Source organism: Pseudomonas syringae (genome assembly GCF_021606685.1).
GTDB lineage: Bacteria > Pseudomonadota > Gammaproteobacteria > Pseudomonadales > Pseudomonadaceae > Aquipseudomonas > Aquipseudomonas syringae_R.
Map to the genome: position 1 here is coordinate 80,720 of NZ_WKCB01000009.1, position 25,350 is coordinate 106,069.

Genomic DNA, 25,350 nt, shown 5'->3' on the forward strand with positions numbered 1-25,350 from the left:
TAACTGAAACTGACCCACACCGTCTGGGGTGTGGAGATGGGCGTATTCTTCGCCCTTATCAACAGGAATTAAAATGAGCGAAAGCTTTGCGGAACTCTTTGAAGAAAGCCTAAAAACCCTGAACCTTCAGGCAGGCTCCATCATCACCGGTGTTATCGTTGATATCGATTACCAAGCTCGCTGGGTAACCGTTCACGCTGGTCTGAAGTCTGAAGCTCTGATCCCGCTGGAACAGTTCTACAACGATGCTGGTGACCTGACTATCAATGTCGGTGACGAAGTTCACGTTGCTCTGGACTCGGTTGAAGACGGTTTCGGTGAAACCAAGCTGTCCCGTGAAAAAGCCAAGCGCGCTGAATGCTGGATTGTTCTCGAAGCAGCCTTCGCAGCTGAAGAAGTGGTCAAGGGCGTTATCAACGGTAAGGTTAAAGGCGGCTTCACTGTCGACGTTAACGGCATCCGTGCGTTCCTGCCAGGTTCTTTGGTCGACGTTCGTCCAGTGCGCGACACCACGCACCTGGAAGGCAAAGAACTCGAATTCAAGGTCATCAAACTCGACCAGAAGCGCAACAACGTTGTCGTTTCCCGTCGCAGCGTCCTGGAAGCAGAGAACTCCGCCGAGCGTGAAGCTCTGCTGGAATCCCTGCAGGAAGGCCAACAAGTCAAAGGTATCGTCAAGAACCTCACCGATTACGGCGCATTCGTCGATCTGGGTGGCGTCGATGGCCTGCTGCACATTACCGACATGGCTTGGAAGCGTATCAAGCATCCTTCCGAAATCGTCAACGTTGGCGACGAGATCGATGTCAAGGTTCTGAAGTACGATCGTGAGCGTAACCGCGTTTCCCTGGGCTTGAAGCAGCTGGGCGAAGATCCATGGGTTGCTATCAAAGCTCGTTACCCAGAAAGCACTCGCGTTACCGCGCGTGTTACCAACCTGACCGACTACGGCTGCTTCGCTGAGCTGGAAGAAGGCGTGGAAGGCCTGGTACACGTTTCCGAAATGGACTGGACCAACAAAAACATCCACCCTTCGAAAGTCGTACAAGTCGGCGACGAAGTGGAAGTTATGGTTCTGGACATCGACGAAGAGCGTCGTCGTATCTCCCTGGGCATCAAGCAGTGCAAATCTAACCCATGGGAAGATTTCTCTGGCCAGTTCAACAAGGGCGATAAAATCTCCGGCACCATCAAGTCGATCACCGATTTCGGTATCTTCATTGGTCTGGACGGCGGCATCGACGGCCTGGTTCACCTGTCCGACATCTCCTGGAACGAAGTTGGCGAAGAAGCTGTTCGTCGTTTCAAGAAGGGCGACGAGCTGGACACCGTTATCCTGTCGGTTGACCCAGAGCGCGAGCGTATCTCCCTGGGTATCAAGCAACTGGAAAGCGATCCGTTCTCCGAGTACGTTCAAGAGAACGACAAAGGCGCCATCGTTAAAGGTACTGTGAAAGAAGTTGACGCCAAAGGCGCCATCATCGTTCTGGCCGACGATATCGAAGCGACTCTGAAAGCCTCCGAAATCAGCCGTGACCGCGTTGAAGACGCGCGCAACGTTCTGAAAGAAGGCCAGGAAGTAGAAGCCAAGATCATCAGCGTTGACCGCAAGAGCCGCGTAATCCAACTCTCCATCAAGTCGAAAGACGAAGTTGAAGAGAAAGAAGCTATCCAGAGCCTGCGCGACAAGCCAGCCTCGTCGGATACTCCAGTTGACACCACTCTCGGTGCTCTGCTGCGTGCGCAAATGGAAAAACAGAACTAAGTTCTGTCAGACCGAAAAAGGGCGACTTAGGTCGCCCTTTTTTGTGCCTGAAATTCGTTGAATCAACGACACAGAACCAAGGCGTGCAGTGCAGTGTCAGAACTGCTTATAGTCTTGATGAATACTGTTTCAACGTTGTTGTTTCAATAAGGATTTGAATGAACAGGCTTATCGTCATATTTGCAGTGGTAATGCTCGCAGGCTGCTCGGTCACTAGTGCCAAGACCCACGCCAGGCGTGGCGTCAGTGGCATTGAGGTCGACTGCTCGGGCCTTGGCAACAAATGGGAGAAGTGCGAGCAGCGCGCGGCCCGTGAGTGCAAGATGCAGGGCTACAAGGTCATCACCCGATCCAGCGATGCAAAGGATGAAGAGGGTGACTACCTGTTCGGCTGGAACCCTGCCGGAGCGGTCACGCGTACCATGCTTGTGATCTGCAATTGAAGGTTAAAGGGGTGTGTTGCAAGCGTTCTTCCATCCTGCAGATATGTTGCCGGGTGGGCTGTTCAAATTCATCAAGTCATGCTAAAACCTTCGAAGCGCTTTTCCTAGCTGCTTGAAAAAGAAGGGAAAAATATGACGAAGTCGGAGTTGATCGAACGAATTGTCACCCATCAAGGGCTGCTTTCATCCAAGGATGTGGAGCTGGCTATCAAGACCATGCTTGAGCAAATGTCCCAGTGCCTGGCGACTGGGGATCGGATTGAGATACGTGGGTTTGGGAGTTTCTCCCTGCACTATCGCGCACCGCGAGTGGGGCGCAACCCCAAGACGGGGCAGTCGGTTAGCCTCGACGGTAAGTTTGTTCCTCATTTCAAGCCGGGCAAGGAGCTGCGGGATCGAGTGAATGAGGACGAAGAAGAAAACGTCTGATTCTTCCCTGAAAGGAGAGGTTTATGCGCAGTATCAAGCGCGTCGTGGTGTTGCTCATTTTATTGGTCGTAGGCTTGGGATGCCTCACCTTCGTACTGGAAAATCAGCAGAACGTTTCATTGGCATTTCTAGGCTGGGCCACTCCAGATATGCCGATCTCGATATTTTTGGGGCTTACCCTGATCGTCGGCATGCTCATAGGGCCGGTCCTGGGCCTGTTGGCCGCTCGTGGTCGTGCTGACCGTCGTAAGGCCCGATATCGACAACCCGTTGGCCCAGACAGCGCGCAAGGCTGAGCCGCTCGCTTTGGTGCGTGAGTGCTCTTGGGTGAGCCCCTGCGCTGTAGCAAGCAATGAAGTTTGATGGGCATTTACAACTTCGCTCTGCTCCAGTTCAACCGCACTTCCTGCGGAGAACTGAAGCGTTTGGCGAGGTCAGCTACACGGCAACCAATAGTGGCAGGGCAGGGCAGGCGTCAAATCTGCTGGCGGGTAGCCAGGTTCATGACGTCCCTGAGTACTGAGTACGTTTTCTCGATTTCCGCTTCCGACAAAGTCGGGTGGACGAGGAACATCAGGCTGGTTTCTCCCAGCTCGCGTGCTACGGGTAGGCGTACGGAAGGGCGCCATCCTGTGTTGTCGAAAGCCTTTTCCAGGTAAACCTCCGAGCACGACCCTGAAAAGCAGGGAACGCCTCTGGCCGTTATTTCCCCTAGAATTCGATCTCTGCTCCAGCCTTGGGTCAGCGTGGCCGGTTCGATGAATACATAGCACTTGTAGGCAGCGTGAGTAATGTCTTCAGGAATAGCGGGAGTGCGCAGTCCCTTCAAGTCTCTTGCTGTAGACCAGATTTTCTCGGCATAAGTGGTCCGGCTGGTATTCCAGTCAGCCATCCGACGCAATTGAATGCGCCCTATAGCTGCCTGGGTTTCCATCATCCGCCAGTTGGTACCAAAGCTTTCATGCACCCATCGGAAGCCAGGCGCATGTTCGCGCTCATACACCGCTTCCCAGCTTTTGCCGTGGTCTTTGACGGACCACATTCGGGACCACAACGCTTGGTCGTTGGTGGTCACCATCCCGCCTTCACCTCCGGTCGACATGATTTTGTCCTGGCAGAACGACCATGCGCCCACGTGGCCGATGGAGCCCACCGGACGGCCCTTGTATCGGGCGCCATGCGCCTGTGCGCAATCTTCGATGACTTTGAGACCATGCTCATCCGCGAGCGCCATGATCGGGTCCATGTCGCAGGGCCAGCCGGCCAGGTGTACGCAGATGACCGCTTTGGTGCGTGGTGTCAGCGCTGCGCGGATGGTGTCTGCAGTGATGTTTTGGGAGTCGCGGTCCACTTCTGCAAATACAGGCACTGCGCCGGCATTCACGATGCTCGAGACGGAAGCTAAAAAGGTTCGAGGAGTCACGATCACCTCATCACCCGCCCCGATACCCAGCGCGATTAACGCAGCATCAATGGCGACTGTTCCGTTGGTCATTGCCACTGCATAAGCAGTGTTTGTCCACTCGGCAAATTCCTTTTCAAACGTGCGGCATTCTTGGCCAGTCCAGTAATTCACCTTGTTGGATAGAATCACATCGCGAACAGCATCGGCCTCTTCCTGAGTAAAGGAAGGCCAATGAGAGAAGGTGGTATTCATCACTTTAGACACTCATCAAGTCCAGACGGGATAGTCGTGAAAGTATAGGAAGCATGGGTTCTAGTTGAAAGCGCGAGCCGGTACACCAACGACGGTCAGGTTATCGGCGACGTTGGCAACTACCGCGGCGCCTGCACCAATGGTTGAGCCTGCGCCAATTGATACCAATTGGCGTACGGTTGCGCCTATACCCACCCAGCTCAAGTGGCCCACATTGACGCCACCGGCTAATCGCGCGCCAGGGCTGATGTGCACCGCCGAGCCGAGCACGCAATCATGGTCAACGCTGCAGCCGGTATTAAGAATGGCACCCGCGCCAATGCGTGCATCGGCATTGACCACCGCACCGGCAAAGACGACGCTGCCATAGTCGAGGCTGGCGTAGCGGCTCACGGTCGCTGCGGGATGGACGAGCGTGCACAGGCGTGCGCCCGCCGCATGCAGCTCAAGCAGTTTGAGGTGGCGGACTTTATTGGCGCCGATGGCCACCACCACGCCGTCGAAGTGCTCAAGGCGCTCAAGCAATGCGGCGGTATTGCCCACCACGTTCCAATGGCCGTTGCGCTGGAGTGCAGGCCAATTGTCGTCAAAGAACTCGATTGACCCCCAGCCGCAGCACTCGGCAGTGTCGGCTACAACTTTTCCATGGCCGCTTGCACCGAGGATGGCGAGGCTTCTCACGACTTGCTTCCGGTGAATTTCGACATCGTCACCTCGTCAGCGGCGGCGATGCCATCACGGGACACGACCTTTTTGACCGTAAGGAATAACACCTTCAAGTCCAACCCAAAGGTGTGATTGTCGACATACCAAACATCCAGCTTGAATTTGTCATCCCAGCTCAATGCGTTGCGACCATTGACCTGCGCCCACCCGCTGATGCCTGGGCGCACTTCGTGACGCCGATACTGTGTCTGGCTGTAGAGCGGCAGATATTCCATGAGCAGAGGTCGTGGGCCGACGAGGCTCATGTCACCCTTCAAAACGTTCCATAGCTCTGGCAACTCATCGAGGCTGGTGCTTCGCAGGAAGCTACCGAACGGCGTCATGCGTTCCGAATCCGGAAGCGGCTGGCCTGAGGCGTCGACGGCATCCCGCATGGTGCGGAATTTAATCATCTTGAAAGGCTTGCCATCTTTTCCTGGGCGCACTTGACGAAAAAACACCGGGGAGCCCAGTTTTCGCCGAATTGCCCACGCCAGTACCAGAAAAACCGGTGACAGTAATAGCAAGCCAAAAAAAGACGCGAAAAAATCAAAGAGTCGTTTGGTCATGGATATTCATCCCGCGCAGCATTTGAACATTAACTTTGTCTACATCAAAATCATCGCGCGCCAATCTCAGGGAGGCTTCTCCCATTGTTTTGACCAGCGTGGGATCGGTGATCAGGGTTTCCATCGCAATAAGTAAATCGTCTACAGAGCGCGGTTTGACCAAGTAACCGTTAACACCCTGTCTGACTGTTTCACGACAGCCTGGCGTGTCTGTCGTGATCACGGCGCGGCCCATCGCGAGCGCCTCGAGTATAGTCCGAGGGATACCCTCGCGGTAGAAAGTAGGCAACACAAAAACCGATGCCGAGGCCAGCGCGGGCCTTACATCAGTCAGTTTGCCCAGGTAATCAAGATCGCCAGACGCAATCCAGGCGTCGAGTTCTGCCTGTTTTATGGATTTTGGGTTCTCATCGAGATAACCGACAAGTTTGAATTGCGCCTGCGGATAACGCGCTTTCAACTGCGCAGCGGCTTGGGCATATTGCCGAACACCTTTGTCGATCAATAACCGGGCAATGAGGATGAATACCGGTTTCTCAGGAAGGGGCGAGGCTTGGAAATGTAATAGGTCAACCCCCGACCCTTTGACGACAGTGGAAGGCACCGATCGTTTAACAATATTGAGTTGGCGGAACAGCAACTCATCGTCAGGGTTCTGGAAAAAAACACGCGCACACCGATTAAGTGCCAGCGCGTACAAGGACTCGACAACGCGGCGGATCAGCGTTTGCTTTTTACTGACGTTTGCGTCATCCACGAACACGTAACCAAGCCCGGTTATCAGGGCAAAGCGGTTAGGAACTCTTGCGAGGAACGCTGCGAGGGAGCCCCAGATCACCGGCTTGATGGTATAGCCTAAAACCACGGTTGGACGCAGTGTCCGCATCAATTTGTACAGCGAGTAGAGGGTCGCCAGATCCGAAAATGGGTTGAGGCCGGTTCGGCTCATTGACACGCTGTGCAGCGTGACGCCGTGCTGGGCCAGCAGGGCTTTTTCGCGGCCCGACTCATTGGGCGTCGGGCACGCCGCGTGCACGGTGTACCCTGCGCCCTGCAGCGATTTAATCAAGTTCAGGCGAAAGTTGAGAAGGGAGTCTGGTGAGTTTGCAATCATAAGAAAAATCATTTAATTACTGCTCTCAACGCGCTCGCGAAACAATGACCAGAAGGTACTGCGACGTAAATCCAGGATGGTTTTATAATAGGCTTTCGACGTTTCAAAGTTTTCTCGCGCAAGGTGTTCCATGTGTACTTTGTCATTAATAACCGCGGCGATTTTAACCGACAGTGCCGCGTGAGCGCCGGGCTCAACCATCTCTGAGGGGGACAACAATTCAGGTATGCCTGCAATTGACGTCGCCAATGCCGGGCATCCGCGACTCATCGCTTCCACTAGGGCCCGAGGTAAGCCTTCCTGGAAGCTGGGTTGTAAATACAGGTCCATTTCGTCAAGCCAGTCGTACACGGCTTGGCCGGAAGATTTACTGCCGATGAAGTTAACTTTGTCACCAACGCCCAGTTCGCGAGCCAACTCGGCGTAATAACTTTTGTCGCCTGAGCCGAGTATCTGGAACTCCCAATCTGCGTGCGTTTGGTTCAACACAGCCAAGGCGCGAATCGCGACATCTATCCCTTTATACCGTGAGGAATAGTTGCCAATCAGGCCGATTTTTACGGTGCCACCTTGCTGTTGAATTTTCTGCAGGCGACGATGCAGTACGTCATCAGCGACGGGCTGGATTTCCACATTGGAACAAGAAGTGGTTATTCCTTTTTTACAGGGGTAGCGCCCTTGCAAAAAGTGTTGAGTAACGTACAAGGCAAACGGCGCGTTGCGGACCGTATTGCGGGTACTCAGCATTTCATAAGGAGCAAACAGTTTTCCTTTCCAGCTGCCATAGTTCCAAAGTGCATCCCATGAACACCCTACCACCTCGACGGCATACGGCTTGCCTTGCTTGATGGCTTCTTTGACGAATAGATCACCCAGGCGACTGGGTAGGCGCGCAATAACGCCGTCTGACTCAGCCACCAGCGTTTTACACGCGCGTTCAACCGTAGCGTTTCCCAGTAGCATGCTTTTCAAGTTTGAAATGCTTGGTTGCAGGCGGAAGGCTACGTTGTGGGTAGAGGACAAGGTATAGCCGTGCTCGTTTTCTGTCAGCTCACCGCCATCGCGACCCACTACCGTGAGGCTCGGGAAAACGCTCAAGTAGCGTGCCCATACCGAGGCAGGTAAACCGCCGCGTGAGTAGTAGTTGTCGCCCTGATGCTTGAATATATGGTCGTGAACAAAAAGAATGGGTTTCATAGAATGCTCTTTATAACCTTTGCAGGTACGCCGGCTACGATAACACCTGGCGGCACATCGCGGGTAACAACAGAGCCTGCTGCAATAACGGAGCGCGTACCGATTGTTACGCCAGGCATGATGCGGACGCCACAGCCGACCCAGACGTCATCGTTGATAATAACCGGGGCTGTCTGAACGGGGTTGTACTTGATAGGCAGAGAGGCATCTTCCCACGTATGGTTGAAGGTAAGAATCGAAGTATGGTGCGCAATTGAGACATTATTGCCTATTTCAAGTCCGCCCAAGGCATCGAGATAGCAGGCGTCATGAATAGATACGTTATCGCCAATAGAGAGATGCTCTACATTTTTCAGGCAGACCGATCGACCCATATAGATATTGACGCCGAACGTTTTAGCGCGACCAGCCATTATGCAATAACGGCTAAGTACCGCGATTTTTCCTCTGAAGGGTGAAAGGATGTCCCATAAAAACCAAACAAGAAAAGACGGCAGGATCTTAAATATTTTTGACAGCGCTGAGGCAATGAAAAAAAAGCGTTTGAAGAACAATCTGCCGTTCATGAAATGTCCTTTTCGCGGAGGTGGTTAGATGGTTTTTTCAGCAGCCTGTGGGTCATGTAGATGGCGAAAACGCACAACCCCGATATCTTGAATACTTGAGACAGAAGGTTGGCCAAGTCAGCGCGCAGTACGTAGACAACAGCGGACAGCACCAGGATATAGAGGCTGTACCAATACGCTGAGCGCCACCGTTGATTATAGAAAGCGGACAAGAGCCAGGCATAGAACGTCATGACGCAGACGATGCCTGTCAATCCGCCGACGACATAGCCAAAGCCGACTATCGTAAAGCCCCACCCAGAGGTGCCCTCGAAACCGTTTGCAGGCCGGAAGACAGTGTCATACCAGGCGACCGTACTTTGCACGCCGTAATCACCCAGCAGCGTCGTAGGGATCAGCGCTCGTGCCATGTCGCTCAGTATGAATGAAGCGTCGTGACTGACATCAAAGACGAGCAATGAGTAGAAGTTTCGAGATGCTGAAATGAATTCGCTATTCAGAAACAAGTCAGCGCCAGCGCGATTGATGTCCAGTGTGCCGGACAGAAGTATGCTTTTAAAATATTGTGAAAGGGGGACGACAAATAAGATCGCAGAGAAAATGCCGACCATTTTGAGCGCGCCGAAGCTTTTGCGCTGGTCGTAATAAATAATGATCAGGCCGAACAAGACTTTAAATAATAGATCTCTTTCGCCGGTGAGCAGCACGTAGAAGATGCAGAAAAAGAAGTAAAGAATAATCAGCCTGTCTCGGCAAAAGTTTTCCCCGATGCGTACCGCCCGCAAGAATATAAGAACGGTGATGGCGAGGATGAAAAAGTCGCTGATCGTTTTGACAATCCAGTAGCCTTCGAGAATGTCGCGCTTTGAGCTGGCACCTGAAGTGGCAATGGTCAGGACGTAAAAAAGTGTAAACGGTACAGCGACGAGAAGTATCAACCATTCCGAGAGTAAGGTCGGCGCGCGTGCTGACCAGAAGGACCTGCTCACCTCCTGAGGAGCATCTTTAATGAAAAGATTGGATACGATCACGAAAACGACTGAGGCGACAAACTGCAACTTGAGGCTTAGTACCAAGGCGCCTTGATCAAATGGCAGGTTCGCGGTGCCATACAGGACGGCGCGTATCGGGAAAAAGGTGAAGTAGATCGCCATAAAGGCAACGGGGAATACGCGAGGATCGGCAGGCCCGTTACGTGAGTAGGACAGCACCACGATAAATGAATAGAGGTAAATGCAGGCAAGGATTACCTCGAGGGAGTCCACCAGGCTGGCGATGCCCAGAAACAGCACGCCGAGAAAAAAAATGGTCAACTTATGGATGGGCGTCATCAGGGCTTCCTTGCCTTATTCAGGCTCGCGCACTTGGCTTTTGCCCAGGATGAGCATCAAGACCCCAAACTCTTGCGTTAAAAAACGCTTGCACAGGAGGGTAGTAACGCCCAGCGCCAAACAATAAATGAAACTTGAAGCTATAAATGACAGCAGCGGAGAGTCTATGTGTACGTTGAGGTCTATGGCTTTAAACAACGCAAGCCCAACCAGGAAGATCGCAAAGTTCTTGAGGTGCCTTGCGGCCATCGCCAGTAATTTGAAGTGCAATATTCTCCATGCCATGGAGGTCATCATGAGGTAATTCAAGATCAGTGCAGACACCACGCCTGTTGCGGCACCCTTCAGCCCCCAGTGGCTGCCGATCAAGACGAAACTCAACACCGCCAGCGCATAGAGGAACTGGATGCTGGCGCGGGCATAAATATTTCCCATGGCCAATGTTAAGCAGTCACTGAATTTGTACCCGACTCTGAAGTACAGTCCGATGGCCATGATTTCGATCAAGCCCGCGACATCGCTCCAGCCACTTCCGAAGAGAAGGTAGGTAATTTGTTCGGAAAAGATAAAAACATACCCGCTCAGGTAGATGAATATGAGCAGTGAAAAATAAATCGAGGACAGGTAGAGCTTTTCCAGGTCCTGCCGATTGTTTCGCAGTTTCGCCATCAGCGGGAAAAACACTTTGTCGATCACGCTGCCGAACAAGATCGCAGGCATTGACATGATCTGATAGGCCCGTCCATAAAGCCCAACGGAACCGGAGCCGAGTATTTTGCCGATGATCAGGTTGTCGCCTTGGCCCGCTGCGTAGTTGCAGAGCCTGGCCATTGAATGCCCCGTACCATAATTCAACATGCCTTTTGCACTCGGCAGGTTGAAGCCAAGTTTGAGCGTGTCGCGGCAGAGGATAACGGTAAGCACAAAGAAGCTGATTGATTGCACCCAGTAAGCGGCGATCAAGGACCAAAGTCCATAGCCATGCAGCGCCATGTAAATCGATACGAATCCATAGGCGATCAAGTAACTTATAAACGTGATACCCGATACTTTTTTGAATTCGAAATTTCTCTGCAGCAAGGATTGGCCGACCACCGAGTACGACACCAATGGCAGCATGAACGCCATGGCTTGTAATACGGTGGCCAATTGAGGCATATCAAAAAAAGCCGCCAGATGGCCGGACTGAGCGTATAGCAGGCCCGCCAGAACAACACCAAATATCAGGGATAAGGTGTTAGCAGTTTTAATGTCTATCAGGGTGACGTCTTCTTTCTGCACTAATGCAGGGCCCACACCAATTTCAGAAAAGATTCTCAAAAAAGCGATGACGGCCATGCCGACGCCCACGACCCCGAACTCTTCGGGCGTCAGGATCCTGGCCAGCACCAGAAGCGAGAGAATCTGTAGGGCGTTCTGGCCTGCGGTGCCCAACAGTAACCAGAGAAAGCCTTTCCTGCTTTTTTCGCCTAATTTACTGACTGCTCTGGTGTTCACTGTTGTCTCTTTCAATTGGGTCATGAGAAATGAGTCGGCTTAGTCGCTGCCGAACAAGTCCCGTGTGTAAACTTTGCTCTGTACATCGTCGAGATCTGACGATGGGCGATTGGCGACGATGACGTCGGCACGTGATTTAAACAGGGCCAGGTCATTAATAACTTGTGAGTGGAAAAACTCTTTATCTTCCAACACCGGCTCGTAAATTATGACTTCAATCCCTTTCGCCTTGATGCGTTTCATCACGCCTTGGATTGCGGAGGCACGAAAGTTGTCCGAGCCGGTCTTCATCACCAGCCGGTAAATGCCCACGACACGAGGGTTGCGGCGCAGGATTGACTCGGCAATGAAGTCTTTTCGAGTCGTGTTGGCATCGACGATGGCGCGGATAATGTTGTTAGGCACGTCGTCAAAATTGGCCAGCAGTTGTTTGGTGTCTTTCGGCAGGCAATAGCCGCCATAGCCGAAGCTCGGGTTGTTGTAATGGCTGCCTATGCGAGGGTCTAAGCCAATACCCCGGATAATCTGGTCTGTGCTCAAACCATGGGTTTCGCTGTACGTATCAAGCTCATTAAAATAAGCGATGCGCAGCGCAAGATAGGTATTGGCAAACAGTTTTATCGCTTCGGCTTCAGTGCTATGGGTGAACAGCACGGGAATGTCTTTCTTCAGTGCGCCCTGTACCAGCAGCTGCGCAAATTTCTCCGCGCGCTCGGAACACTCGCCGACGATGATGCGCGAGGGGTGGAGGTTGTCGTGAAGGGCTTTACCCTCACGCAGGAATTCCGGGGAGAATATGATGTTCGAGAACCCGAGTTCTTCCCTGAGATTCTTGGTGTACCCCACAGGCACCGTGGATTTTATTACGATCACTGCATCCGGATTCACCGCGATCACGTCTTTGATGACCGACTCGACGCTTTGGGTGTTGAAGTGATTGTTTTTTGGATCGTAGTCCGTTGGGGTCGCAACTATCACGAATGCTGCATCCGTGTAGGCGTCGACTCGGTCGTTGGTCGCGCGGAAGTTCAACGGCTTGTTTTTTAGAAAGTCTTCGATCTCGTCATCGGCAATCGGCGATTGTTTGTTGTTAAGTTGCGCAATTTTTTCGGGGACGATATCAAAAGCAACGACTTCGTTATGCTGAGCGAGCAGCATGGCATTTGAAAGACCTACGTAGCCTGTGCCGGCGATGGCAATTTTCATGTTTTGGTTCGCTAAAGTTTATTTTTGAACCGCCCCTGTCATAGGGCGGTTGTAGAGAGCACATGATGGCGGTGGTCTTTACCCTGCCGAATGGTATTCTTTGTACCAGGTCACGAAATTTTTCATGCCGGTCTCGATATCCATGCTTGGCTTGTAATCAATAGCGTCTTCAAGTTTTTTAGTGTCGGCATAGGTGCGCTCGACATCACCCGGTTGCATGCCCAGGTTGATTTTTTCTGCGGGCTTGCCCGTCGCCGATTCAATCGCGGTGATGAAACGCGACAACTCGATAGGGTGGTTATTGCCAATGTTGAACAGGGTATAGGGGATGGCTGAATCAGGGATGATGTCCTGAACTCTCGCGATGCCTTCGACAATGTCATCGATGTAAGTGAAGTCACGCATCATTTTGCCGTGATTAAACACTTTGATGGGTTGGTCGTTGATAATCGCTTTTGTAAATAACCAGGGCGCCATGTCTGGGCGGCCCGCTGGCCCATACACCGTGAAAAAGCGGAGCCCGGTCGTTGGGATGCCATACAGTTTTGAGTAAGCGTGGGCCATCAGCTCATTGGCTTTTTTTGTTGCCGCGTAGAGTGATACGGGGCGATCGACGCTGTCGTCCTCGCTGAACGGTATTTTTTCGTTCATTCCGTACACCGAACTGGACGAGGCATAGACCAGGTGCTTGACCTTATTGTGGCGGCAACCTTCCAGGATGGTTGTCATGCCTACGAGATTGCTGTCTATGTAGGCAAATGGGTTTTCGATAGAGTGGCGAACGCCGGCTTGAGCAGCCAAGTGGATGACGCGTTCAAATTGCTCTTGCGAGAATAATTGCGCGATACCTTCTCGGTCTGCGAGGTCGAGTTTTACAAAACGGAAATTCTCGAATGGTGTTAACCGAGCCAACCGGTAAGCTTTAAGTGCAGGGTCATAATAGTCGTTCAGATTGTCTAGACCTACGACGTCGTGGCCCATTTCCAAAAGACGCTGGCTGATGTTTGCGCCGATGAAGCCGGCAGCTCCGGTTACTAGATATTTCATTCGGTGATTTTCCATGTCAGGCTTAGTCCCTTCGACAGGCTATTGAGCCATGCGTCGCAGGGTTGGCATTCGGTGTTATGGCGTAGGCGACGGGCTGTGAGCAAACAGGTTCGTATGCACGCGCTTATGAAAGGTACGCGACGTCCTGATCGGCCTTTTCCAGAAAAGCGTCTGGATCGCGAATATGCTAGCCATGGATGGTGCCTTTTTAGGCTAAGTCTGTCCATCGTAGAGTCAGTTGCCTTACGGGATAGGGCGCAACTTCTCGGCACTTGACTGGTGGCGCCGGCGTTGTATTCGGCGCATTTGAGTGGCGATTGAGGTAGTGGACCCGCTCAGGTTGCACCTGGCGGCGTGATGCAAATCATCCTGGCGCGTCGCGAAGGTAGTTTTAGGGAGCTAGAGCTTGTCGATAGACGTAGAATGCGTACCAGTAAATCACTTATGGGAGCAGCACCGGTGACTGACGGGATTATGGAAAGGTTGAGGGCTTTCTTGGTGGGGTTGCCCCGCAGCAAGAAACGACTTCTCCAAGTGTTTTGTGACGTTATCGTCGTATGGGTGGCGCTCTGGCTGTCTTTTGTCGTGCGCCTGGGCATTGATGATCTGGTCAATCCATTCCGCAGTCATATGTGGCTTTTCCTGGCTGCTCCCGTTGTAGCCATTCCGTTGTTTATCCGGTTTGGTATGTACCGCGCTGTGATGCGCTATTTCGGCAATGATGCGCTGATCGCAATTATCAAGGCGGTAAGTCTTTCTTCCTTGATCCTGGGGGTTGTTGTCTATTGGTACAGCAATCATCAGAACGTGGTCCCTCGCTCGATTGTCTTCAACTATTGGTGGTTGAGCCTGATCATGGTGGGTGGGGTTCGCCTGGCCATGAGGCAGTATTTCCTCGGCGATTGGTTCTACGCGTCCCAACATGTGCCCTTTGCAAATCATGACGATGGTCTGCCACGCGTCGCGATCTATGGGGCCGGTGCTGCCGGTAACCAGCTTGTAGCCGCTTTGCGCATGGGCCGTCTGATGCGCCCGGTTGCGTTTATCGATGATGATGTGAGCATTTCGGACCGCGTGATTGCCGGCTTGCACGTCTATAAGCCCAAGCATATACAACGCATGATTGAGGTAACGGGCGCGCAGGAGATCCTTCTGGCTATCCCTTCCTCCAATCGTGGTCGTCGTCGTGAAATCCTCGGTTTCCTGGAAGCGTTCCCGCTGCATGTGCGAAGTGTTCCAGGGTTCATGGACTTGGCCAGCGGTCGCGTCAAGGTTGATGATATCCAGGAAGTTGATATTGCTGACTTGTTGGGCCGCGATCCCGTTCCTGCACAAAATGAATTGCTCGAGCATTGCATCAAAGGCAAGACGGTATTGGTTACCGGTGCAGGAGGTTCCATCGGGTCCGAGTTGTGCCGGCAAATCCTGACCTTGCAACCGACGACGTTGCTGCTGTTTGATCACAGTGAGTTCAATCTCTACAGCATTCTTTCCGAGTTGGAGCAACGCGTCGTACGCGAGTCTTTGCCGGTCAAAGTGCTGCCGATCTTAGGCTCCGTTCGTAATCAGTCCAAACTCTTGGATGTGATGAATACCTGGCATGTTGATACGGTCTACCATGCAGCGGCCTACAAGCATGTGCCCATGGTCGAGCACAATATTGCCGAAGGCGTGTTGAACAATGTCATCGGTACGTTGAATACGGCACAGGCGGCACTTCAGGCCGGTGTGGCTAACTTTGTACTGATCTCTACCGATAAGGCGGTGCGCCCGACTAATGTGATGGGCAGTACCAAGCGTTTGGCAGAGCTGACGCTCCAGGCCCTCAGCCGCGAATTGGCGCCGGTGCTGTTTGGCGAGAAGTCCAACGTATCACGCGTCAACAAGACACGGTTTACCATGGTGCGGTTTGGCAATGTGCTCGGCTCATCCGGGTCTGTCATACCGTTGTTCCACAAGCAGATTAAATCCGGCGGCCCGCTGACGGTCACTCACCCGAAAATCACGCGCTATTTCATGACCATTCCCGAAGCGGCCCAACTGGTCATTCAGGCCGGTTCGATGGGGCAGGGCGGCGACGTTTTCGTACTGGACATGGGTGAACCGGTGAAGATTGTCGAGCTGGCGGAGAAGATGATTCACCTCTCCGGCTTGAGTATCCGTTCGGAAAGGAATCCTCACGGCGACATTTCCATCGAGTTCACGGGCCTGCGTCCCGGTGAGAAGCTTTACGAAGAGTTGCTGATCGGCGACAACGTCGTGGCCACCCGGCATCCGATGATCATGAGCGCCAATGAAGATTATCTGAGTTGGGATGTGCTCAAGGGCAGGCTGACGGAGCTGCTCGCTGCGGTTGATAAGGATGACTACACCTGCGTCCGCCAGCTCCTGCGTAATACCGTCAGTGGCTACGTGCCTGACACTGAAATCGTCGATTGGATCTACCAGCAACGCCGTCTGGAGCCGTAATTTAACACCCTGTTACTCAAGCATTTTTGACGAATGTCCAACATCGCCTAAGTTTGAGAAGCAGCTTGGGAAAAGCTGCTTTTCTCTTATCGATGTTATGGAGCGTCACCCATGCAAAACACCTACATCTCTTCCCTGATCTTCGCGTTGCTCGCAACGCTCTCGGTCGCCACAACGGCGGCCCCGGCGGTCAAACCCGAAGCACCCACCCCCATCACCGCCCAGGTCAACCCGACCGAGCAATCCGCCAAGGTCAATCTGAACGCCGCGGATGCGGAAACCCTGCGCCGCGACCTGTTCGGCATCGGCGCCGCCAAAGCGAAGGCGATCATCGCTTACCGTGAAAGCAATGGTCCGTTCACGGCAGTGGATGAGTTATTGGAAGTTAAAGGCATTGGTAAGGCGTTACTGGAGAAGAATCGCGACAGGCTGGTACTTAATTAAACCGTGAAGGCGCAGTGGAGGCCGGTCATTGACCGGCCTTTTGATCCGCCGAAACCTGCTCCTTCAAACGCTCTCGCACCACCTCGATGATTCGCTTCGCCAAGTGCGCATCGCCGACACTTCGGGCCAGCGTCAATGCCCCCACCAGGGTCGACATCATCACCAGGCTCTGTTCATCGCCGCGCCCATCCCCCAGCGCCGTTTCAATCTGCTTGAGCCGTGCGCCCAGCACTGCATCGGTGGTTGCACTGTGCTGCCCTCGCAACCCTAGCTCGGGTGACATGGTTGTCAGCGGGCATCCCTCGCCGGGCGAGGTCTGGTGCCATGGCGACAGGTAACTATCAATGAACGCGTGCAATGGCCGTTCCTGGCTGAACAGCATTTCGCAGTGTGCATCCAGCTCTGCCGCCGCTGCCTGCAGGGCTTTTTCGACCAAATCGTGCTTGGACTTGAAGTGCGCGTAGAAGCCGCCATGCGTCAAATTCAACGCTTTCATCAACGGCTGCAAACCGGTGCCGCCGATGCCATCGCGGCGAAAGCGCACGGACGCTTCCTTGATGATGCGCTGTTGCGTCTGGGCTTTGTGGTCTTGTGAGTAGCGCATAGGTTGGCCTCGGATGCATGCCGGATTTCACCTAAGTACCCCTTTTACACCTTTAGCTGCTCTTTGAAACCTTGGCATGAAAAGTGATTACTTCTACACATTAGATTGTTCAACAATCGTGAGGTAGAAATGACACTCAGCCTGTCTTTAGCGGATCAGATTGCCCTGGAACTGCGTGCCGACATCATCGGTGGGCGGCTGCTGCCGGGGATGGCGTTGGTCGAGTCTGAGCTGGTCAAGGGTTACAACGCCTCGCGCAATACCATCCGTGAGGCCTTGCACCGCCTGGGGCAGGAAGGGTTGACCCGCTATGTGCGCAACAAGGGGGTCATGGTCCGACGCCTGGAGCGCGAGGAAGTGCGTGATTTGTTTGTCGTACGCCGCACCCTTGAGTTGCAGGCTATCGCCCAGAGCGTTGCCCTGACCCCAGGGCAGTCCGAGCGTATGCAGGACGCCATTGACGCTACCGCGCTGGCCCGGGAGCGCGAAGACTGGCGCTCTGTGGCCACCCACAGCCTGGTGTTCCATCAGCAGATTGTCGGGCTGATGCGCAGCCCTTTGTTCGATGAATTTTTCGCCCAGGTCATCGCCCAACTGCGCCTGGTGTTTTGCGCGGCGCCCGATGAGCAACGTTTCCAGTCGCCCTGGCTGGAGCGCGATCGAGAGATTTACACGCTATTAGTCCACGCCGATAAACCGGCGGCAGGCGAGGCCATGAGCCTGTACCTGGATGACTCGGAGCGTTTGTCGCTGGCCCTGTTCAATCACCCCTGATCGAGGATCTGCACCATGTACAAAGACTACCCAGCCGCTTACCAGGTCAGCAACGGATCGGCCTTGCAGGTCGACACGGCATTTTATGAACGTATCCGTGATCGCAAGGACCAGCGCACCCTCGTTGAGCAGTTCGAGGTGCCGATTCGCACGGGCAGGGCGTGGAAGGTTCCGGCCGGGCACGTGTTCCGTGTGACCACACCGGTCGGTCCGCAGGTCGGCGACTTCAATGTGTGGAACGCCAATGATCCGCGCGAGCGCCTGTGGGCGGCGCGCACTCGCCAATTGCAGGGCGCCCATGTGAGTACTCATGATCGACTGTGGTCGAACCTGCCGTTCCTGCGCCCGCTGGTGACCATCACCGATGACAGCCTGGCCGGTTATGGCATCGATGAGCACGGCGGGCGCCTGCACGATCTGCTCGGTACGCGATGCGATCCCTACGTGAATCGGATGCTCACCGGTGAGGACTTCCACCACCATTGCCACTCGAACCTGACCCGTGCGGTGTTACCTCACGGCCTGACGGAATTTGACGTGCACGACGTGTTGAATATTTTCCAGTGCACCGGCCTCAATCACGACGACCTGTATTTCATGAAGGCCTGCCCGGCGCAGAAGGGCGACTACCTGGAGTTCTTTGCCGAGATTGATCTGCTGTGTGCGCTGTCGACGTGCCCGGGTGGGGATTTGTCATTGCCGATGTGGGGCCCCGATGCGCAGGACCCGCTGACCGTATGCCGCCCGCTGGGGGTTGAGATCTACCGGCTGGATGACCCCTTGCTGACCGGCTGGAGCCAACCGGAACGTGCTGCCTATAAAGGGCAGCACGGGTTGCAGATCGCCAAAGCGGAGTGGGAGTAGGCCTGGGCGTGACGCTACCTAGCGATCCTGCGCGTCCTTGGCGTCCGCCTGGGCGTTGCGCTCGGCCACGCGCTTGCGTTGTTCGGCGGTGAGTTCCACCTTGTTGGCGCTGTCACGCAGCATCATCAACCCACCGACGATCGACCCGATCGCGACCACCATAATCAACCACGCATACCACGGCATAAGGCTCTCCTTGAGGCAGATCGCCGTGGGAGAATTTTCCCACGGGAATAACTGCTTTGAGTGACGGGCTTTCTTACTAGTTCAGTGTAGGCCCGTTCTGCCTCCAGTAGATCAGAGCCCGGTCAACATCGCATCTGCGGGCGCATCGGCACGGTCTTGGGCGGTCATCTGGAAGTAGGCAAACCCCACCACCATAAAGCCCAGGAAGATCAGCCCGATAAGTGTATTGAACCACGCCATGGCCACCAGGCACACCACCGCCAGTACCAGCGCAATGCCCGGTACGATCGGGTAGCCCGGTGCGCGGAAAGTGCGCTCCAGCAGGGGTTCGCTTTTACGCAGTTTGAACAGGCTGAGCATGCTCATGATGTACATCACGATCGCGCCGAATACGGCCATGGTGATCATTGCCGCCGTCAACGTCATGCCGCCCAGGTTGATCAGCCCGTCGCTGTAGATGGCGGCGATACCCACCACGCCACCGGCGATGATTGCCCTATGCGGTGTCTGAAACCGCGACAGCTTGGCGAGCGAAGACGGCAGGTACCCGGCGCGGGCCAAGGCGAAGAACTGGCGCGAATAGCCAAGGATGATCCCGTGAAAGCTCGCCACCAGGCCGAACAGGCCGATCCACACCAGCATGTGCAACCAGCCGGAGCTATCGCCTACCACGGTCTTCATCGCCTGTGGCAACGGGTCGTTGATGTTCGACAGGGTGCGCCAGTCGCCCACGCCGCCGGCAAAGAACATCACGCCCATGGCCAGGATCACCAGGGTCAGGATGCCGCTGATGTAGGCTTTTGGAATGGTGCGCTTGGGATCTTTCGCTTCTTCGGCCGCCATGGCGGCGCCTTCGATGGCGAGGAAGAACCAGATGGCAAAGGGAATCGCCGCAAACATCCCGGCAATCGCCGGTGCGCCAAAGGTGTCGGAACCGGCCCAGCCGTTCAGGGCAAAGTTGCTGAAGCTGAACGCAGGGGCGACCACGCCCATGAACACCAACAGTTCGGCGACGGCGAGCACGCACACCACCAACTCGAAGGTGGCGGCGAGTTTCACGCCGAGAATGTTCAGCCCCATGAACACGATGTAGGCGCCGACGGCTGCGTGTTTGGGGTCCAGCGCCGGGAACTGCACGTTGAGGTAAGCGCCGATGGCCAAGGCGATGGCCGGCGGTGCAAACACAAATTCGATCAATGTGGCGAGGCCGGCGATCAAGCCGCCTTTCTCACCAAACGCGCGACGACTGTAGGCAAACGGCCCGCCAGCGTGAGGAATGGCCGTGGTCAGCTCGGTGAAACTGAAGATAAAGCAGGTGTACATCGCAGCGACCATCAAGGAGGTCACCAGGAAGCCCAATGTCCCGGCCACGCCCCAGCCATAGCTCCAGCCGAAGTATTCGCCGGAAATTACCAGCCCGACCGCAATACCCCACAAATGCAGGGTGCCCAAGGTGGGTTTGAGTTGTGTGTTCATTGTGTTGCTCTCCCTGAACCGTTTGGAATGATTCAAGGTGTTGCAGCGGACATGCCAGGATGGGAATCGTTGTCGTAAAGCTCAGTAAGTGTCGCCGACGGGACTGTTTGGCGTTTGAAGTTTTCCAGCCGCGCACCAGATGAGTGCGGCGGTGACTGGACCGGCGCCATCGGGGGCAAGCCCCCTCCCACATTTTGATCGGCGCTCGACAGGACAACTCGGTCAAATGTGGGAGTGGGCTTGCCCGCGATGAGGCCCTTCCAGCCAGTATAAATCCCCCTGTAAAACCCGCATAAACCCACTCTTTACGCCATCTTTACGCCCCGCCAGCCCCCTCGCTCTCGTTCCTTTACGCCACTCCTGCCGACAATCACCCCACACGCGGCACTCGCCGCTAAACGGAGAGACTTCCATGAGCGTTCTGGACGGGGTGTCACTGCTATTGGCCGTGGCGCTGTTCTTTTATCTGCTGGTTGCGCTGTTACGCGCGGATCGGAACTAGGAGCGGCTATGCACAGTTATGACTATTGGCTGATCATCGCCTTCTTTGCCGTGGTGCTGGTGCCGGCGCCGTTCCTGGGGCGGTTCTACTACAAGGTGATGGAAGGCCAGCGCACGTGGCTTACACCGGTATTCGGCCCCGTAGAGCGCGCCTGTTATCGCCTGTCTGGCGTGGACGAGCATCAGGAACAAAGCTGGCAGAAGTACATGCTGGCCTTGCTGGCATTCAACCTCGCGGGCTTTGTGCTGCTGTTCGCGATCCTGAACTTCCAGGACTATCTCCCACTGAACCCACAGAAATTGCCGGGCCAGGAATGGACCCTGGCCTTCAACACCGCCGTCAGTTTCATGACCAACACCAACTGGCAGTCCTACAGCGGTGAGGCGTCTCTGAGCTACCTCAGCCAGATGGCCGGCCTGACCGTGCAGAACTTCGTCAGCGCGGCCACCGGCCTTGCAGTCTTGGTCGCTCTTTGTCGTGGGATCGGTCGCAAATCCACCAAGACATTGGGCAACTTCTGGGTCGATATGACCCGCGCCACCCTCTACGGCCTGCTGCCGTTGTGCCTGGTGCTGGCGTTGTTCCTGGTGTGGCAGGGCGTGCCGCAGACCTTCGCCCATTACGTGGATGCCGTGACGATGCAGGGCGTGGATCAGGTGATCCCCCTGGGCCCGGCGGCCAGCCAGATTGCGATCAAGCAACTGGGCACCAACGGCGGTGGCTTCTTCGGTGTCAACTCGGCGCATCCGTTTGAAGACCCGACCGCCTGGGCCAACCTGTTCGAGATGGCCGCGATCATCCTGATCCCTGTGGCGCTGGTGTTCACCTTTGGCCACTACGTCAAAGACCTGCGCCAGAGCCGCGCGATCCTCGGGTGCATGCTGGCGCTGTTCCTGATCGGCGGCGCGACTTCGCTGTGGGCCGAATACCAGCCCAACCCGACCCTGAACAACCCGGCCGTGGAGAAAACCGCACCGCTGGAAGGTAAAGAGTCGCGCTTCGGCACCACGGGCACCGTGTTGTGGTCGGTCACCACTACTGCAGCGTCCAACGGCTCGGTCAACGGCATGCAGGACAGCCTCAACCCCCTGAGCGGGATGGTCGCGCTGGTCAATATGATGGTCGGTGAGGTGATCTTCGGCGGTGTCGGCGCTGGTATGTACGGCATGTTGCTCAACGTGCTGATCGCCGTGTTCCTCGCTGGCCTGATGATCGGCCGCACCCCGGAATACCTCGGCAAGAAGCTGCAGGCCAAGGAGGTGCAGTTGCTCGTCGTGACCCTGCTGGTGATGCCGGTTGGCGTGCTGGTGCTGGGTGCCATCGCCGCGAGCTTGCCCGGCCCGGCAGGTGCCATCAGTAACCCTGGCCCCCATGGTTTCAGCCAGTTGCTCTACGCCTATACGTCGGCGAGTGCCAACAACGGCTCGGCGTTCGGCGGTTTCAGCGCGAATACGGCGTTCCACAACCTGATGCTGGGCCTGGGCATGTTGATCGGCCGCTTCGGCTACATCCTTCCGGTCCTGGCCCTGGCCGGCAGCCTGGCGATGAAGAAAACCGCACCGATTGGCCAGAACAGCTTCCCGACCCATGGCCCGCTGTTCGTGACCCTGTTGACCGTGACCATTTTGCTGGTGGGCGGCCTGACTTTCCTGCCAACGCTGGCGTTAGGCCCCATCGCTGAACACTTGAGCATGGGCTTCTAAAAAGGGGATATGAAAATGAATATGCCTGCAAAAAATGCGGCTCCCGTGACCATCCAGGAAGCGCCAAAAACCGCGATCTCCGCCCTGTGGCGCCCGGCGCTGGTCCAGGCGTTCGTCAAGCTTGACCCGCGCCAGCTGCAACGTTCGCCGGTGATGCTGGTGGTCGAGCTGACCGCCATCCTCACCACCGTGCTGTGTTTTGTGCCCGATACCGCCGTGCCGACTTTCGTCGCCGTGCAAATCGCCGTGTGGCTGTGGTTCACCGTGCTGTTCGCCAACTTCGCCGAAGCCTTGGCTGAAGGGCGAGGCAAGGCCCGTGCCGACAGCCTCAAGGCCGGCAGTGAGGGCCTTAGCGCACGCCGCAAGGAAGCCGACGGCAGCTTCAAGGTCGTACCGGCTACCAGCCTGCGCAAAGGTGATGTGGTGCGCGTTGCCGCCGGGGAAATGATCCCCGGTGACGGCGAGGTCATCGATGGCATTGCGGCGGTCAACGAGGCGGCGATCACCGGCGAATCCGCACCGGTAATCCGCGAATCCGGCGGCGACCGTTCGGCCGTCACCGGCAACACCCGTCTGGTGTCGGACTGGCTGTTAGTGCGTATCACCGCCAACCCCGGCGAGTCCACCCTGGACCGCATGATCGCGCTGGTCGAGGGTGCCAAGCGCCAGAAAACCCCCAATGAAGTCGCGCTGGATATCCTGCTGATCGGTCTGACCCTGATCTTCCTGCTGGTGGTGGTGACCCTGCAGCCGTTCGCGCACTTCGCCAATGGCAGCCTGCCGCTGGTGTTTCTGGTCGCACTGCTGGTGACGCTGATTCCTACAACCATTGGCGGTTTGTTGTCAGCCATCGGTATCGCCGGGATGGATCGCCTGGTGCGCCTTAATGTCATCGCCAAGTCCGGCCGTGCGGTAGAAGCGGCGGGGGATGTGCACGTGTTGCTGCTGGACAAGACCGGCACCATCACCTTTGGCAACCGTCGCTGCTCGGCGGTGGTCGCGGCGCCCGGCGTCAGTGGCCTGGAGGTGGCCCAAGGCGCGCTGTTCGCTTCCCTGGCGGACGACACGGCGGAAGGCAAATCCATTGTCGAATACCTGCGCGCCTTGCACCCCCAGGCCGAGCCGTCGCTGGACGAGCTGACGGCCGTGCCGTTCAGCGCCGAAACCCGCTTGTCCGGTGTCGACTACCAGGGCCGCGTATTCCGCAAGGGTGCGGTGGATTCGCTGCTGGCGTTTATCGGTCAACAACGCAGTGACCTTGCACCGGCGCTGTCGCGGGAAATCGACAAGATCGCCCAGAGCGGCGGCACCCCGTTGCTGGTGTGTGCCGATGGCAAGTTGCTTGGCGCGATCCACCTCAAGGACGTGGTCAAGCCCGGCATCCGTGAACGTTTCGCCGAGCTGCGCAAGCTGGGGATTCGCACCGTGATGGTCACCGGCGACAACCCACTGACCGCCGCTGCGATTGCCGCCGAGGCGGGCGTGGATGACGTGCTGGCCGAAGCCACGCCGGAGAAGAAACTCGCGCGTATTCGTCACGAGCAAAACGACGGTCGCCTGGTCGCGATGTGCGGCGACGGCGCCAACGATGCGCCGGCGCTGGCTCAGGCGGACGTCGGGATGGCAATGAACGACGGCACCCAGGCCGCGCGTGAGGCGGCCAACATGGTCGACCTCGACAGCGACCCGACCAAGCTGCTGGATGTGGTGCAAATCGGCAAGGAATTGCTGGTGACGCGCGGCGCGCTGACGACCTTTTCCATCGCCAACGACGTGGCCAAGTACTTCGCGATCCTGCCGGCGTTGTTCGCCTCGATCTACCCGCAACTGGGCGTGCTCAACGTGATGCACTTGCAGAGCCCGCAGAGCGCGATCCTCTCGGCCATTGTGTTCAACGCACTGATCATCGTGGTGCTGATCCCGTTGGCGCTGCGCGGTGTGCGCGTACAGGCGGCGAGTGCGGCGGCGTTGCTGCGGCGCAACCTGCTGATCTACGGCCTGGGCGGGATCCTGGTGCCGTTCGTGGGCATCAAGGCGATCGACATGCTGCTGACGGCGCTGCACCTGGTGTAACTCACACCACACCCCTTGTGGCGAGGGCGCTTGCTCCCGTTGGACCGCGCAGCGGTCCCAAGCGCCCCCACCACCTGGGTTTCTCGACTGATTGAGGATTTGAACATGACTAACATGATCCGCCCGGCCCTTAGCCTGCTGGTACTCATGACCCTGATCACCGGCGTCGCTTATCCGCTGGTGGTGACCGGTGTCGCCCAGCTGGCGTTCCCGGACCAGGCCAATGGCAGCCTGGTGCGCGACGCCAGCGGCAAAGTGCGCGGCTCCAGTCTGATCGCCCAGGACTTTACCGGTGACAGCTGGTTTCACCCACGCCCGTCGGCCGGCGCGTTTGCGACCGTTTCCAGCAGCGCCAGCAACCTCGGCCCGAGTAACCCGGCGTTGGCCACTCGTGTGTTCGATGATGCGAATAAACAATGGGTGCCAAGCCAGGGCCCAGTGCCGTTGGCCTCGCTGACTACCTCTGGCAGCGGTCTTGATCCACACTTGCCACCACAGGCGATTGCCTATCAACTGGCGCGAGTGGCGGCGGCGCGGAATGTGCCGGTGTCGACCTTGCAGCGCGTACTGGATGAGCACATCGAAAGCCCGCTGGTGGGCCCGCCGGTGGTGAATGTGCTGGCGCTGAACATGGCCCTGGAAAAGTTGTAGGCCAGACAGGCCCCATCGAGGGCAAGCCCCTCCCACAGTTGGAATGCATTCCCCTGTGGGAGGGGGCTTGCCCCCGAT

General features: G+C 56.0%; 25 protein-coding genes. 12 read left to right on the forward strand and 13 right to left on the reverse strand.

The genetic code is table 11. From position 1 onward, the window contains the following. Window positions 1–73: 73 nt before the first annotated feature. From rpsA to GIW02_RS06025, 4 genes are all read left to right on the forward strand, one after another. Window positions 74–1,765 carry a 30S ribosomal protein S1 gene (rpsA, locus tag GIW02_RS06010; RefSeq protein WP_236413144.1) on the forward strand — a complete coding sequence of 564 codons (1,692 nt, stop codon included), beginning with the start codon at window positions 74–76 and terminating at the stop codon, window positions 1,763–1,765. A 158-nt stretch (window positions 1,766–1,923) separates the two neighbouring features. After that, complete coding sequence (locus GIW02_RS06015) at window positions 1,924–2,208, forward strand: hypothetical protein (protein ID WP_236413146.1); 285 nt, start codon at window positions 1,924–1,926, stop codon at window positions 2,206–2,208. Between the two features lie 132 nt (window positions 2,209–2,340). Continuing rightward, complete coding sequence (ihfB, locus tag GIW02_RS06020) at window positions 2,341–2,637, forward strand: integration host factor subunit beta (protein WP_017848846.1); 297 nt, start codon at window positions 2,341–2,343, stop codon at window positions 2,635–2,637. A 23-nt stretch (window positions 2,638–2,660) separates the two neighbouring features. Beyond that, window positions 2,661–2,933 (forward strand): LapA family protein, encoded by a 273-nt coding sequence (locus GIW02_RS06025; RefSeq protein ID WP_236413148.1) that lies wholly within the window; start codon window positions 2,661–2,663, stop codon window positions 2,931–2,933. A gap of 179 nt (window positions 2,934–3,112) precedes the next feature. On the opposite strand, the gene GIW02_RS06030 is transcribed toward GIW02_RS06025, so the two are convergent. From GIW02_RS06030 to GIW02_RS06075, 10 genes are all read right to left on the reverse strand, one after another. Beyond that, on the reverse strand, window positions 3,113–4,297 hold the full coding sequence (locus GIW02_RS06030) for a DegT/DnrJ/EryC1/StrS family aminotransferase (RefSeq protein ID WP_236413200.1): 1,185 nt from the start codon (window positions 4,295–4,297) through the stop codon (window positions 3,113–3,115). A gap of 57 nt (window positions 4,298–4,354) precedes the next feature. Beyond that, window positions 4,355–4,975, reverse strand: a complete 621-nt coding sequence (locus GIW02_RS06035) for an acetyltransferase (RefSeq protein ID WP_236413150.1) — start codon at window positions 4,973–4,975, stop codon at window positions 4,355–4,357. Next, window positions 4,972–5,568 carry a sugar transferase gene (locus GIW02_RS06040; protein WP_236413152.1) on the reverse strand — a complete coding sequence of 199 codons (597 nt, stop codon included), beginning with the start codon at window positions 5,566–5,568 and terminating at the stop codon, window positions 4,972–4,974. Before GIW02_RS06040 ends, GIW02_RS06035 begins: the two co-directional genes overlap by 4 nt. Then, the gene (locus GIW02_RS06045; protein WP_236413154.1) at window positions 5,549–6,694 is read right to left on the reverse strand and encodes a glycosyltransferase family 4 protein; all 1,146 of its coding nucleotides are present in this window, start codon (window positions 6,692–6,694) and stop codon (window positions 5,549–5,551) included. Before GIW02_RS06045 ends, GIW02_RS06040 begins: the two co-directional genes overlap by 20 nt. Continuing rightward, on the reverse strand, window positions 6,695–7,879 hold the full coding sequence (locus GIW02_RS06050) for a glycosyltransferase (protein WP_236413163.1): 1,185 nt from the start codon (window positions 7,877–7,879) through the stop codon (window positions 6,695–6,697). Further along, window positions 7,876–8,445 (reverse strand): acyltransferase, encoded by a 570-nt coding sequence (locus GIW02_RS27195; RefSeq protein WP_456361608.1) that lies wholly within the window; start codon window positions 8,443–8,445, stop codon window positions 7,876–7,878. The genes GIW02_RS06050 and GIW02_RS27195 overlap by 4 nt, the downstream gene beginning before the upstream one ends. Continuing rightward, on the reverse strand, window positions 8,442–9,776 hold the full coding sequence (locus tag GIW02_RS06060) for an O-antigen polymerase (RefSeq protein ID WP_236413164.1): 1,335 nt from the start codon (window positions 9,774–9,776) through the stop codon (window positions 8,442–8,444). The genes GIW02_RS27195 and GIW02_RS06060 overlap by 4 nt, the downstream gene beginning before the upstream one ends. Before the next feature lie 15 nt (window positions 9,777–9,791). After that, a complete protein-coding gene (locus GIW02_RS06065) occupies window positions 9,792–11,297 on the reverse strand; it encodes a lipopolysaccharide biosynthesis protein (RefSeq protein ID WP_236413166.1) in 1,506 nt (501 codons plus the stop codon). Window positions 11,298–11,312: 15 nt separating this feature from the next. Next, window positions 11,313–12,479 (reverse strand): nucleotide sugar dehydrogenase, encoded by a 1,167-nt coding sequence (locus tag GIW02_RS06070; protein ID WP_236413168.1) that lies wholly within the window; start codon window positions 12,477–12,479, stop codon window positions 11,313–11,315. Between the two features lie 78 nt (window positions 12,480–12,557). Then, window positions 12,558–13,526 (reverse strand): NAD-dependent epimerase, encoded by a 969-nt coding sequence (locus GIW02_RS06075; protein WP_236413169.1) that lies wholly within the window; start codon window positions 13,524–13,526, stop codon window positions 12,558–12,560. A 474-nt stretch (window positions 13,527–14,000) separates the two neighbouring features. On the opposite strand from GIW02_RS06075, the gene GIW02_RS06080 reads away from it, so the two are divergent. Together GIW02_RS06080 and GIW02_RS06085 are read left to right on the forward strand one after the other, a co-directional pair. Beyond that, window positions 14,001–15,995: a polysaccharide biosynthesis protein gene (locus GIW02_RS06080; RefSeq protein WP_456361609.1), complete on the forward strand. Its 1,995-nt coding sequence runs from the start codon at window positions 14,001–14,003 to the stop codon at window positions 15,993–15,995. A gap of 111 nt (window positions 15,996–16,106) precedes the next feature. Then, complete coding sequence (locus GIW02_RS06085; RefSeq protein WP_236413171.1) at window positions 16,107–16,439, forward strand: helix-hairpin-helix domain-containing protein; 333 nt, start codon at window positions 16,107–16,109, stop codon at window positions 16,437–16,439. Between the two features lie 25 nt (window positions 16,440–16,464). On the opposite strand, the gene GIW02_RS06090 is transcribed toward GIW02_RS06085, so the two are convergent. Continuing rightward, window positions 16,465–17,043 carry a TetR/AcrR family transcriptional regulator gene (locus tag GIW02_RS06090; protein ID WP_236413173.1) on the reverse strand — a complete coding sequence of 193 codons (579 nt, stop codon included), beginning with the start codon at window positions 17,041–17,043 and terminating at the stop codon, window positions 16,465–16,467. A 129-nt stretch (window positions 17,044–17,172) separates the two neighbouring features. Here GIW02_RS06090 and GIW02_RS06095 point away from each other — a divergent pair, with 129 nt between their 5' ends. After that, complete coding sequence (locus GIW02_RS06095; protein ID WP_236413176.1) at window positions 17,173–17,817, forward strand: GntR family transcriptional regulator; 645 nt, start codon at window positions 17,173–17,175, stop codon at window positions 17,815–17,817. 15 nt (window positions 17,818–17,832) lie between these two features. Beyond that, window positions 17,833–18,681 carry a DUF1989 domain-containing protein gene (locus GIW02_RS06100; RefSeq protein ID WP_236413177.1) on the forward strand — a complete coding sequence of 283 codons (849 nt, stop codon included), beginning with the start codon at window positions 17,833–17,835 and terminating at the stop codon, window positions 18,679–18,681. Window positions 18,682–18,699: 18 nt separating this feature from the next. Here the strand turns inward: GIW02_RS06100 and GIW02_RS06105 are convergent, their stop codons facing one another. After that, a complete protein-coding gene (locus GIW02_RS06105; RefSeq protein ID WP_236413180.1) occupies window positions 18,700–18,867 on the reverse strand; it encodes a DUF2897 family protein in 168 nt (55 codons plus the stop codon). 111 nt (window positions 18,868–18,978) lie between these two features. After that, the gene (eat, locus tag GIW02_RS06110; RefSeq protein WP_236413182.1) at window positions 18,979–20,343 is read right to left on the reverse strand and encodes an ethanolamine permease; all 1,365 of its coding nucleotides are present in this window, start codon (window positions 20,341–20,343) and stop codon (window positions 18,979–18,981) included. 412 nt (window positions 20,344–20,755) lie between these two features. Here eat and kdpF point away from each other — a divergent pair, with 412 nt between their 5' ends. The 4 genes from kdpF (at window position 20,756) to kdpC (ending at window position 25,272) form a co-directional block, all read left to right on the forward strand. Next, window positions 20,756–20,845 (forward strand): K(+)-transporting ATPase subunit F, encoded by a 90-nt coding sequence (kdpF, locus tag GIW02_RS06115; protein ID WP_236413184.1) that lies wholly within the window; start codon window positions 20,756–20,758, stop codon window positions 20,843–20,845. An 8-nt stretch (window positions 20,846–20,853) separates the two neighbouring features. Beyond that, on the forward strand, window positions 20,854–22,548 hold the full coding sequence (kdpA, locus tag GIW02_RS06120; protein WP_236421797.1) for a potassium-transporting ATPase subunit KdpA: 1,695 nt from the start codon (window positions 20,854–20,856) through the stop codon (window positions 22,546–22,548). A gap of 15 nt (window positions 22,549–22,563) precedes the next feature. After that, complete coding sequence (gene kdpB / locus GIW02_RS06125; protein WP_456361607.1) at window positions 22,564–24,621, forward strand: potassium-transporting ATPase subunit KdpB; 2,058 nt, start codon at window positions 22,564–22,566, stop codon at window positions 24,619–24,621. Window positions 24,622–24,726: 105 nt separating this feature from the next. Beyond that, window positions 24,727–25,272, forward strand: a complete 546-nt coding sequence (gene kdpC, locus GIW02_RS06130; protein ID WP_236418794.1) for a potassium-transporting ATPase subunit KdpC — start codon at window positions 24,727–24,729, stop codon at window positions 25,270–25,272. The last annotated feature ends 78 nt before the right edge of the window (window positions 25,273–25,350 follow it).